Raw genomic sequence first — 12,144 nt, 5'->3', positions numbered from 1 at the left:
ATAAAACAAAAAACCGAGCAAATTTGCTCGGTTTTTTTTATGAAAGAATTTGAAAATTATTGTTTGATAAACTTTGCAGTTCCAACAGTATTTTCGATGTTGTATTTAATCATATACACACCAGAAGCCAAGTTTGAAATATCAATTGACTCGCTAGTTTTGTTGATTGTTACATTCATTACTTTTTTACCTAACACATTGTAGATTTCAGCATTTTGAATAGTATTCGCTGCAGAAATATTCAATCTGTTTGATGCTGGGTTTGGATATAAGCTTACATTGAATAAATTGTCTTCAACAGAAGCAGTTCCAGCAACATATAAATAAACATTATCTAAATAATAAACTCCAATTTTTCCTGCATCTGTAATTAAAAATTGCTTAATAGATTCTCTTGCACCATTCAACGGAAAATCTTTCGATTGCCATTTTTTTACTTCATCTTGACTTTCGATGATATTTGTAATATCAATAGCACTAGTTTCTGCTGTTTGATTTCCATGATTTGATAATTTAGGATTTAAAACTGTACCAGGAGTATGATCAGTAGAAATCCAATAATCCATATGTAAATGAGTCATATTAGTTGCATTAAGAAAAACATCTAAATTCATTCCAATAAAATTACCACCGTCAATTTTTAATACCTTGTTTCCTGCAATAGTAACTTCTTGAAAAGCTGAATCATCCCAATCAACATTAGTTATTGTTGCTGCAGGAGTAAAAGCCTCACTATATAATGACATTACATTATTACCAGTGTAGGTTGGTGGTGTTGGTGGTGCATCAGTTGGCTCTAAAGCTGCAGGTGGAGTAGCTGATAACCCTTGAAGATTTTTTACATAAAAAATCCTACCGTCTGCAGCTCCAAAATTATTAGAACTAGTATTCCAGTTAATATGAAGAGCAAAATCAGCATAAACACCATTAGCAGGAACTTTACCATCCAAACTTTTATCAAAAGTTAAGGTTAAAGTTTCCCATCCTGACCCAGAATGATCTACAGAAGTAACTGATTCTGGGGCACCAGAAACACCACCTTGTGCTTTAGGGGCAATCGTTATTGCTGTTGTGGAATAAACATCTAACTTCATTGTTAATTGAGTATCGGAAGTCAATTTATAATTACCCGATAAAACAACGTTTATACCTTGCCAAACAGTACCTGTAGGACTGCTAGTTATTTTAATTACTTGTACAGATGCATTTGAAGGATCGGCTGCATATTCAGCACTTGTTCCACCAAAAGTACCTTCAAATCCAGTACCATCAAATGATTCTAATAAATCATAAGTTTGAGAAAACCCTATTGAAGAAACCAACAAGGCAAATAATAATGTAATTTTTTTCATAATAATAAAGTGTTAAGTATTAATAATTTGTTCAATGATACAACTATAATTTCCTAAATACGAATTATTCACCACTACATGAACACTACAACATCAAAAAATATGTTTCAAGTATTTTTAAATTTTAAATTTTTCTTTTAAATACTACTAATTATGAATAGCATACTTTATAAAAATTTAATTAACATGTTTCATTTTGATGAAAAAACCATACAAGTTGATTATGTTATTTTGTTAAAATTTTAATTTTTCGTGTTTGTCCCACAATCCCCAATAAGCTCCTACATCACCTTCTGCACCAACTTTCCATGATTCATCAAAAGAGGAGAAGTAAAACATCTCTATATTATCTTTTGCTGACCATACTTGCGCATTGATAAAATATTTCATGGCATTCTCAGCGTTAGAATGTGCACCACCCAAACTACTTCCTTGACTTGGCCATCCTGTTTCTGTAATAATTACTTTTTTCCCCTGTCCTGCATGAGAGGCAATGCTAAACATTTGTTGCATATGAGCCAAAGAATAATCTATACTACAACCTTCCCAATAAGGATAGCAGTTTGATAAAATAACATCGCAAACTTCGGTAATTGAAGGTCTGTGAGAAAACTCATAGTATGCATCTACATAGCCAACAGGAATGTTTAATCCTTTTAAAGCTTCTTTCACACGTAAAATATAACCTAAAAGTTCTTGCTCTGTTAAATCTTTTCGATATAAAACCTCATTACCAACGGCTGCAATATCTACGCAACCTTCTTTGGCTAGTTGAATCAATCCTTCAATTTCTTGTTCATTTTTCTCCAAATCATCACCCAACCATGCACCTACTAAATTTTTCATTCCATGTTTTTTTGCGATTCTAGGAATGTTTTCATTTCCTTCAATACAAGAAAAAGAACGAATCCATTTTGCATTCGGTTTTAAAATTTTAATTCTACGTTCAACTTGTTCTTCAGTAATTGTATCTCCTGGCTCTTGACCGTCTTCATACATACTGAAACAAACTCCGTGCATTCCTTTTTTCAAGGTTTCTCTCCAAAGAGAAACTAAATCTTCATTAGAATAGTTAGAAAAATCTACCCCTTCTTTGCCTGACTCACTAATGTAATTTGCATGATCAGGTTTAAAATAATGTTCTTCTCTATATGACATTGCTTAATTGATTTTAATAATTTTTATAATTCCCCTCTTCTTTCTATTAATTGTTCTTTGATTTTTTTAGCTCGACTTTCGCTTAAACTATAGCTCCACATTACCACAATTGCCAAACCTGCTGTTATAGATGGAATAATTACATCTGCCAATCGTAAACTTGTCATTGTTTCAGCTGTTTGTTGAGCTGCATTTCCATCAAATCCTACAAATTTTAATACAGCACCCCCTAAAACTAACGCTAAAGCTTGCCCCAATTTAACCATCCACCAATAAATTGCCCCAAAAGTTCCTTCTTTACGAGGCATTCCATTTTCTAATTCATCCAAATCACATACATCTGCTGTCATACTCATCATTAATGTAAATAATCCTCCCAAACCAAAAGCCATGAATGGAATTGGCATAAAAATTAAATATGGATTATTAACATCAAAAGCCCACCATTTTAAAATATATCCCACAATAGATAAGGCAGTAGAAATAATGAATGCTTGACGTTTTCCAAATTTATTTGCAATAATTGTTACAATTGGAATTACCGCAAAAGCTGTTACTAAAGCAGTCACTGTAGAAAACCAAGCTGGCCAAGTACCTGCATCTGCATAACTACCATTGTACATGTAAAAAACAATGATATATACACTAAAAGCTGCAACCATTTGAAAACCATTAAAAACTAAAAACGTAGCTCCACATAATTTTAAAAAAGGCTTATTTTTAGCTACTTGAGCAATACTTTTAAAAAGATCTATTAAATTAGAAAATAGTGTTTTAAACGAAATTTCTTTTCTATTTTCCATGTGAGCTGAGTCAATTCCTTTACAAAAAAGAGCTGGTAAAACTCCTAAAATGATACAAGCAATTCCTACAATTATCGATAATTTTCTTACCCCAATTGCTTGAGTTTCAAAAATAGTTGGATCTGCAATAATCACCCAAAACCAAGGCACAATCATCCAAGCTATTTGACCAATGGTTTGTGAAAAAGCCATCAAACGAGTTCGTTCGTTATAATCGGATGTCATTTCATAACCTAAACCTACTAAAGGAGTCGCAAACATGGTATTACCAATTAAAAAAACCATAGACATGATTAAGAAATACCAAAAATTATAATTTTGAGACTCATTTGGATCCATTTGCCATAAAACTGCAAATAAAATTCCGCTTAAAATAGCACCAACAAAAATATAAGGTCTTCTTCTACCCCATTTTGATTTGGTATTATCAGAAATAAACCCCATGATTGGATCAGTAAGCGCATCAAATATTCTTGGTAAACCGCCTAATAAACCTGCCAAAAAAGGATCCATTCCAAATGCTGTTAATAAAAAGAACATAAAAACACCCAAAGCACCAGGCAATAAGTTTAATACCAAATGTCCTGCACCAAAAGCTGCTTTTTGCCCTAAAGGAACTCGATCTCTAACTGGAGTTACATAATTTTTCATATTTCTATTTTAGTTTGTTAGTATTAGTTTTCATTATTTGGAATTACAATTGTTTGAATTGATTGTCCATTCATTTTAATATTTACCTTTTGATTATCAAGTAGTAACTGAATATTTTTTGATTGATTTGTTTCATTAAAAACAACTACTGCAATTGTTCCATCAGGATTTTCTGCTGCTGTAACCATGATGTCTTTATCAGAATTCTCAACTTCAAAAATGGTTGCTTCTGGTCTTATAAATTTGCTAAAATGTGATAAGGTGTAATATAATGGTGTAAAATACACCTCATCTTTTGCTGGATCAACAATTATTGGAGCAACACACCAATTCTTGAACCAATTTGGGCCACCTTGCGTATCTAAAACCATATTCCAATCAATCCAACCATCAACCCAATTATTTAAACAACCTATAATATCTCTTGCATATCTGTGAACAGGTGCATATTTTGGATGCATGTGTTTGTCTTTTTCTGGTGCCCAATCCCAACCCCAATCTGTAGCTTCTTTTTTCCAATACCAAGCATCATCTTTCCACTTTGGAACTTCTGCATCAACACAAGCCTCAGACTGAATTAAATATTTATTAGGTGCTTTTTGATGTGCATATTGCAATTCATCCGAAAAATAATGAAAAGTACTTGCGTACCAATGAATCGCAGTTCCATCAAAATACTTTGAAGTTTCTTCGTTTTTAAATTGTGAATCAATCCATTCTTTTAGATGTTCTCTATTTTGATCATAGCCTAAAATTTTAATTTCAGGATAGTCATTTCGCAATTTCGGTCCTAAGTGATGTTGTACAAAATTGGTCATTTCATCAGGAGTAAAATGCATACTCTCCCAATTATTTCCATTCCCAAGCGGTTCATTTTCAACAGTAAATCCCCAAATATCAATTCCTTCTTTGTTATAAGCAGTTACATATTTTGAGAAAAATAACGCCCAAGTATCATAATATTCTTGTAATAATTTTCCTCCCACCCAAGCATTGTTATCCTTCATCCAAGGTGAAGCTGTCCAAGGTGAAGCTAAAATTTTAAATCCGTCTTTAGATACTTTCATAGCATCTTTGATCATAGGAATGATGTCGCTTTTATCTTCATCAATCGTAAAATTGACCAATTCTTTATCACCAGCAATTGGCGCGTATGAATATTGTCCCAAAGAAAAATCGCACGAATTCATATGTGTTCTTGTCAAAGAATACTTTGCACCCGTTTCTCCAAAATAGGCTTCAATAATAGAATCTCTATTTTTTTTACTAATGTTGTTTAATAAATACGCTGAAGCTTCTGTAAATGAACCTCCAAAACCTGTGATTTTTTGACGCTTTTTCTGTGGAAAAAGCGTGATATTCAACAAACTATCTTTATTTTCTTCAATAGAAAAATCAGTCAATTTTTTTAAATTATTTCCACTTGCAGACGTTTCATAAACATCTACAATCAAAACCTCTTGTTTGATTTCACAACTTAGTATCATAAATGATATTCCTATGTATAATATGTATTTTGTTAGATTCATCTATTACTTATCTTGGATAGTCTGTGTTTGGCGGAAATACCGTTTTTAACAATTCTTTTTTATCTCCGTTAAAAGTTTTGGTAATGGTTTTTCCATCTCGCTTTAATCCTTCAAAAGTTCCTTTATCAACCAAATCCCAAAGTGCAAACTTTGCTTCTCCATTTAAATTGATCAATCCAAAATGATTTTCAGAACCATTTTTATTTCCAGCATCTTTCCATTGTTCGTCAAAAGCTTCAAAATAAAAACAGGATATTTTTTCTTTAGTAGTCCATTTTCTCAAATGCTTAAAATACAAACCTTGCTTGTATTCGTCTGTTGCTCTTGAACCATGAATTCCGTAATGACCATCAGAAATAGACGCCCAACCTGTTTCACCAATATGAATTGTTTTGGTTGAATCGATGCTTTTTACATAATCAGACACATTTTTATACTGCATTTTGGCAAATTCTAAGGCTCTTTTCATTGCCGAATTTACTTTTTCAAGATCTGATAAATTTTGTTCACTTTCTGGAATTTTCCAAAATTCAGGATTGTAATGTGAGTTGTGGTATGCGTACGTATGCATGGAAACATAATCTACTGCTTTGATTAATGCTTCTAAATCTTTTGTTCTGTAGCTTTCTTCACCTCCACCCCAAGAAGCAAAATCATCTGAACTTGTAATCCATAAATCTTTGGGAAGTTTTCCCTCTTTTTTCATTTTTTGAAGATGATTTACCCATTTTAAAATTACATTGGGTTGAACATAATAGCTAGTTGCCCAACGAATCATTGCTTCGTTTCCAACAGCAATAACCTTAACAATATTAGGATATTTATTTGCTAAAGCTGCTGCTCTTGCAATTTCTCCTTCATTTTCAGGACTTTCTACATCGTGATTTGGCTCTAAACCAGTCCAAGCATTCAAACAATCAATCCATGCACCTAACATTACATACATTTCAAAATTTGGATCTTCTTTTTTCAATTGATGAATAGCCTCTAAAACATTAGAAGCGTGAGGTAATTTTGGTTGCACATTATAAGTTCTCAAGATTCGAATTCCCATAGCGTGCAAAAGTTTCATATCTTCTTTTAACTGAGCAATTGTTGGTTGAATTTCTCTTGTTTTTTCTCTGTAACCACCAAATGAAATCGCTTGATAATTTGGATTTCCTAAAATATCTGCTGCTGTAAGTTCTTTTTTTGTACTCAAAATAGTCTTTTGTTTTGATTCTTTATTTGCGCAAGAAATAATAAGAACAACAAGTAATACGTGTAAAAAAGTTTTCATTATATTTTTCATCATTTGTTTGTTTTATTACTATCTGCAATTGAATAGTTTACTGTTTTTTATTATTCATATGTCATTCCAAAACCAAATTCATAAAGGGGATTTTGGGTTTTATCCCAAAAATTAGGACCGTATTTATGTTCAAAATCTTTTACATCTTTTGGCCAAGAATGGGGTAATTTTCCTTTAAAATTATAATCTCCGAAAAGTACTTCTGCAATTCCATCTCCTTCTGATCCTGGCAACCAAGCTACTACAAAAGCATTTGATTGATTGATTTGATCAGTTACCACCAAAGGTCTACCAGAGATTAAAACAACAATTGTTTTTATGCCTTTATCTGAATACTTTTTAATATAATTTTGATGCTCTTCAGTCAAGGTTAATTTCAATTGATTGGATTCATGACCAATGTCTCCAAAAAATTCTGCATATGGATTTTCGCCAACAACAATAATCGCTAAATCTGCATCAAAATGATTTTCTGAAGCGTTTTTATCATACACCAGAGTTCCTTTTGATTGTTTTTTGATGCCCTCTAAAATGGTAGTTGCTTCTTTGTAATTTTCCAATGAACCTTGCCAATTTACAGTCCAACCTCCAGATTGCAATCCTGAGTTATTTGCGTGTTCACCAACAACTACGATTTTTTTAGTTTCTTTTGAAATTGGCAATACTTGATTTTCATTTTTCAATAAAACTAACGATTCTCTTACTGCTTGTTTGGCAATTTCTCGGTGTTTCTTGATGCCAATTTTTGAGACTAATGTTGTGTCTGGAAATGGATTTTCAAACAAACCCAATCTGAATTTTTGACGTAAAATTCTTCTCACAGCATCATCAATCCGGTCTATAGAAACTAATTTTTCTTGAACTGCTTTTTTCAATCCTTCTTGAAAATCTTCTAAATCTCCATCAACAGCCATAATTACATCAACACCTGCATTGACAACTTCAATTCCATTGAAACGAGAATAGGCTTTCCAATCAGACACTACAATTCCATCGAATTTCATTCCGATTTTCAAAGTATCTGTAATCAATGCTTTGTGATTGTGCATAGAAATTCCGTTGATACTATTAAAAGAAGCCATCACAGCACCCACTTTTTCTTGAACTGCAGCTTTATATGGAGGCAATAAATACTTGTGAATTTCATCATCAGAAAGTGTAGTTTCACCACCTTCAACTCCAAAATCAGTTGCGCCATCACCTACAAAATGTTTGGCAGTAGCCATGACAGTTGTTGCATCAGCTAAATTTCCTTGGTGACCTTTAACAGATGCTTTGGTTAGTTTTTCGGTAATATTCGTACTTTCGGAAAAAGCCTCATACACTCTTCCCCATTTTTCGTTGTATGGAATGGCTACACAAGGCGAAAAAACCCAATTGAAACCTGTTGCTTGACTTTCTAAAGCCGTAATTTTTGCAATTTCATAAACCAAATCTTCATTATTTGCAGCCCCTAAACCAATATTGTGCGGAAAAATAGTTGCCCCTTCAAAGGTATTTTGACCATGAACAGCATCAACTCCAAATAACAACGGAATTCCTAAACGAGTTGCTAGCGCTTTTTTTTGTAATTCAATAAAACGTTTTTGCCATTCTTTAGCAGTTTTTCCTGGAGTTGGTCCTTGCGTATGAATGATAGAACCAATGAATTTTTCAGAAACATGTGCATCAGCATTTTCTTCAAAATGACGGATTTGCGACATTTGTCCAATTTTTTCATCCAAAGTCATTTGCTTTAGCAATGCTTCTACTTTTTGTTCAATAAGAATTTCGTTACTTACTTTCATTTCATTTTTACAAGAAAAACCTATCAATAAAAAACAACTCAACAGATATGTTACGATATTGATTTTCATTGATTTACTTTACAATACTTACTTTTAAATGGTTAATTTTATTGGTTCTATTAAATATTTCAGAACTTGTTTCTCTATCTAATGACAAACCGTCTAAAACAATTTTTGATTGATCATTGTAAACGACTTCAATCATTTCTTTATTTGCTAATTGATATACAACAGGCACTTGACAATAGGTAAAACACAACTCATCTTTTTGAATAGTAAGTTTGGTTTTTTCATTTTTCAAATTGATATATTCAAAATTCTGAGGAGTTTCTAAAAACTCAAATTTTCTTAGCAAGGTTGGTTTGAAAAAGATTTTCCCATTTTCAACAAAAACTCCTAATTCTCCAATTCTACTTAAAATATCTTCTTTTACTTGACCTGTCATTCCTGGCTGTTGAGCACCTTTTGTGGCTGGTGTGTGTGAATATGCATCTGTTGGAAATGCACCATACAATTCTGGTGATTTATGTAGGCCAATTCCTGCATTTATTTCATAATAATGGTCTAATAATTTGCCTATTATTACAGCATCTTCATTCGAATTTATGGCTAACAAACAGTTTTCTTGAACAGCCAATAATAGTTTTGAAACCATGTGCCAATAAATAGAACCCAATCCTTCATAGCCGAAAAAAGTTCCTGAACGACCTGTAAATGATTTATGATCAAAGATTTCTTCGAAAACATCCAACACAAATTTGCTGTCTTTAGCAACTAAATCTCCGTAATTTTCTTTCAATTTTTCCAATGCTTTTTGAACACTATTTGCATTGTTAAAAGTTCCGTTGAAATGATAATTTCCTAAAACATCTTTTTCAATTAACCATTTATTATTGTCTTTTACCAATTGTTGTAACAATTCTGATTGCTGCACTTTTGCAGTAGGAATGTTATTTTTCTTGGTAAATCTTGGTAATTCTTTATTTGGATATAAAATGTAACTGTATTGATCTGGTCTGAATAATGAACTATTTTTCAATCCATCTAACAATGACAAAGCCTCTTTTGGAGTTAAATATCCTGAACTTAAAGCAGCCACTTGTCCTTCTAACATTTCTGATAAATAGGAAATGGAAACTTTTTGGTCGTTTTCAATAGTCATTAAATTATAGGCATGATACATATTATCAGCGCGTTTATTTGCACGAATACTATGATCTAAATAATTTTTTGTAATGTTGAAAAAATGCAAAAATGAAGAACGATTTACGGATGTTTTATTTCCAGTAAAACCGTTTTTGTAGATAAATTCTCTGTAATCACTTGCAGGAATTCCAACTCCATCTAACACTCTTTTTCTATCAGCATCATTCACTTTTCCTGATAAAATAGTATTATTCGCATCTAAAGTAGAAACAATTTTACTGAATAATTGTGCAACTTCTTCTGAAATTTCGAAGTTATTGGTATCAGAATTTGCGACTACATTTTCAAAGAAATTTATAAATCTTCTCAAATAATATAAGGTTACCATTGAAACGCCATTTCCAACCAACGCATTGTTGGCATCATTCCATTCTGGACGTTGTGTATTTAACCAAATTCCACCTTCAGGAATAAAGTTGGATACTTTTGCAAGTACAGTAACCAATAATTTTTCAATTAAATTGACACGATAAATTTGGTCTCTTTGGTCTGTTAATAAAGCTCCGTCAACACCAATATTTGCTCTTTTCTTTTCGATAATATGTTGTAAACTATGATCAAAATCAATAGTATCTTTTGGATTTTTTAAAATATCAGCATACGATTTTATCTTGTAAGGTACATTTGCATATACAAATACATCTTCATTAAATAAGGATGCTAATTTTGAAGGATAATGATTTTCAATAAACTCTAAAAACTTCAACAAATAGATAATTTGATGATCACCCCAATAGCCAATATAAGACCAAGGATCGTGTTCTTCAATTACTTCCCAATCAAAACCACCTTTGGTAACTCTGTAAGGATTGTAGCCTTCAAAAGTAGTTGCGTTTAAGAATTTATGAATCATATTCTCAATAAACTGAGGATAAGAATGTGCTAATGCTTCCCAATTTTGGAAAATATCACGCCAGTTTCCTTCGTAATCTAAAATTTTTGAACCATCAATTTCACTACGCGTATTGATAGAAAATCTGTTCCAAGGACGACTTGGATCACCATGTCTTCTACTAAACTTTAGTGGTAAATATTCTATACTTAGACGTTTAAAATCTTTATCTTCATCATTTTCAGCAACTTGTTTTATAAAATCTACGGTAAATTTATCTGGAAAACTTTTTAAAATTTCTTTTTTAGTGGCAAACAATGGTTTGTTTGCATTTGCCATATAAGCAATAAAATCTTGTTTTTCGATGGTATAATTATCATCAAAAATTCCACCTCTCATGATATTGAAAAGTGTATTTGAAAAATGTCTTGTACTGATTAAAGGATCATTTGACAATTGTAAGGCATCAGAAGCTGCTGCCAAATTGATTAAATTTTCAGTTCCTTTATCAATACTTTTTTGTAGTTTATTTTTTAAATCTGCATCATTTTTTATCATTTCGGATATTGCAACCACATCAGCAACTGTTTGATTTACGTTGGCAATTTGCATCCAAGATGATTCGCTTTTTCCTGAAAGTTCAATAGTAGTATTTAAAAAATACGCACCTCTTTCAGCTTTGATATCAACTTCTTGAGTTAATTTTATGCCCTTTCTAAAGTGAGAAAGTTGTTGTGAAGACAATAAATACGTTGGATTTTTTAATCCTAAAGACCAAACAATGTTTGATTTTAATGCTTCACTTGGTTCTGCTTTATCTACAATTACCGCACTTAAGGCAAAAATTCCTAATCCAACTTCAGCTTCTAATTCTGATTTTTTATACGCATCTACCAAATTACTTCTGATTCCTTGTAAATCAGCACTTACAGCCGAAGGTAAAATATTTTCTAATCCGTCTAAAATTTCAAGATTGATTTTTTCATCAGCATTGTTTGTGAAAGTAGCTTTTTTCACAAATCCAAATTCATCACTTGTGTTCCATTCATATCGAAAAGTAACTTGTAAATCATGATTGATTTCTTCAAAAATGAGTTTATTACCATATTCATTTTTGTACAAATTTCTTACAATGTTATACAATCCTTCTTGTTTCTCAGAAAATGGTTCCCAAAGAGCAATTGTATTGTTTTTGTGAATTCTAAACAATGATTTGCTTCCTGTAGTTTCGGCTAATTCCGTGATTTTATCGTCTGTATAATAAGGAAAAAGAGCGCTATCTGCATCTTTTCTTCCAGCAGTTAATCCACCATTACTGGAAATAAACATCCAGTGATTGGAATCTGAAACAATCGTCATAAAAAAAGGACGCATCAAATGTGAGTTTGAGATTTTATAAAAAGTCTCGTTATTAATGGTTAATAATTCTCCTTTAATTGCGCTAGCATTTATTGAAATGTCTTTGTTAGAAACAGTTGTATTCATTAAGTTTTGGTTAAATTTTTTCTGTAAAAATGTGTTTCCACATTTTAAAT

7 protein-coding genes are annotated in these 12,144 nt (G+C 31.9%); all 7 read right to left on the bottom strand.

Annotation, left to right across the window (positions count from 1 at the left end):
* Nucleotides 1–56: 56 nt before the first annotated feature.
* The 7 genes from WHA43_RS00585 to WHA43_RS00555 all read right to left on the bottom strand — a co-directional run bounded on the left by WHA43_RS00585 (nucleotide 57) and on the right by WHA43_RS00555 (nucleotide 12,094).
* A complete protein-coding gene (locus WHA43_RS00585; RefSeq protein WP_105045244.1) occupies nucleotides 57–1,352 on the bottom strand; it encodes a T9SS type A sorting domain-containing protein in 1,296 nt (431 codons plus the stop codon).
* 234 nt (nucleotides 1,353–1,586) lie between these two features.
* Nucleotides 1,587–2,510 carry a glycosyl hydrolase family 17 protein gene (locus tag WHA43_RS00580; RefSeq protein ID WP_105045243.1) on the bottom strand — a complete coding sequence of 308 codons (924 nt, stop codon included), beginning with the start codon at nucleotides 2,508–2,510 and terminating at the stop codon, nucleotides 1,587–1,589.
* A 23-nt stretch (nucleotides 2,511–2,533) separates the two neighbouring features.
* Nucleotides 2,534–3,964 carry an MFS transporter gene (locus tag WHA43_RS00575; protein ID WP_105045242.1) on the bottom strand — a complete coding sequence of 477 codons (1,431 nt, stop codon included), beginning with the start codon at nucleotides 3,962–3,964 and terminating at the stop codon, nucleotides 2,534–2,536.
* 23 nt (nucleotides 3,965–3,987) lie between these two features.
* The gene (locus tag WHA43_RS00570) at nucleotides 3,988–5,451 is read right to left on the bottom strand and encodes a glycoside hydrolase family 30 protein (protein WP_105045241.1); all 1,464 of its coding nucleotides are present in this window, start codon (nucleotides 5,449–5,451) and stop codon (nucleotides 3,988–3,990) included.
* Nucleotides 5,452–5,500: 49 nt separating this feature from the next.
* Nucleotides 5,501–6,784, bottom strand: a complete 1,284-nt coding sequence (locus WHA43_RS00565) for a glycosyl hydrolase family 17 (RefSeq protein WP_211290335.1) — start codon at nucleotides 6,782–6,784, stop codon at nucleotides 5,501–5,503.
* Between the two features lie 50 nt (nucleotides 6,785–6,834).
* On the bottom strand, nucleotides 6,835–8,640 hold the full coding sequence (locus WHA43_RS00560) for a glycoside hydrolase family 3 protein (RefSeq protein ID WP_226742913.1): 1,806 nt from the start codon (nucleotides 8,638–8,640) through the stop codon (nucleotides 6,835–6,837).
* A gap of 4 nt (nucleotides 8,641–8,644) precedes the next feature.
* Nucleotides 8,645–12,094 (bottom strand): hypothetical protein, encoded by a 3,450-nt coding sequence (locus tag WHA43_RS00555; RefSeq protein ID WP_105045239.1) that lies wholly within the window; start codon nucleotides 12,092–12,094, stop codon nucleotides 8,645–8,647.
* Nucleotides 12,095–12,144: the final 50 nt, after the last annotated feature.

Origin of the sequence: Polaribacter gangjinensis, assembly GCF_038024125.1 — a bacterium.
GTDB classification, from domain to species: domain Bacteria; phylum Bacteroidota; class Bacteroidia; order Flavobacteriales; family Flavobacteriaceae; genus Polaribacter; species Polaribacter gangjinensis.
The sequence above is the reverse complement of the archived record's forward strand: the minus strand, read 5'-3'. Positions and strand labels throughout refer to the sequence as shown.

What these genes read in the sequence shown, in the direction of transcription:
- WHA43_RS00585 (WP_105045244.1), bottom strand. Translation starts at nt 1,352, where the DNA reads ATGAAAAAAATTACATTATTATTTGCCTTGTTGGTTTCTTCAATAGGG.
- WHA43_RS00580 (WP_105045243.1), bottom strand. Translation starts at nt 2,510, where the DNA reads ATGTCATATAGAGAAGAACATTATTTTAAACCTGATCATGCAAATTAC.
- WHA43_RS00575 (WP_105045242.1), bottom strand. Translation starts at nt 3,964, where the DNA reads ATGAAAAATTATGTAACTCCAGTTAGAGATCGAGTTCCTTTAGGGCAA.
- WHA43_RS00570 (WP_105045241.1), bottom strand. Translation starts at nt 5,451, where the DNA reads ATGATACTAAGTTGTGAAATCAAACAAGAGGTTTTGATTGTAGATGTT.
- WHA43_RS00565 (WP_211290335.1), bottom strand. Translation starts at nt 6,784, where the DNA reads ATGAAAAATATAATGAAAACTTTTTTACACGTATTACTTGTTGTTCTT.
- WHA43_RS00560 (WP_226742913.1), bottom strand. Translation starts at nt 8,640, where the DNA reads ATGAAAATCAATATCGTAACATATCTGTTGAGTTGTTTTTTATTGATA.
- WHA43_RS00555 (WP_105045239.1), bottom strand. Translation starts at nt 12,094, where the DNA reads ATGAATACAACTGTTTCTAACAAAGACATTTCAATAAATGCTAGCGCA.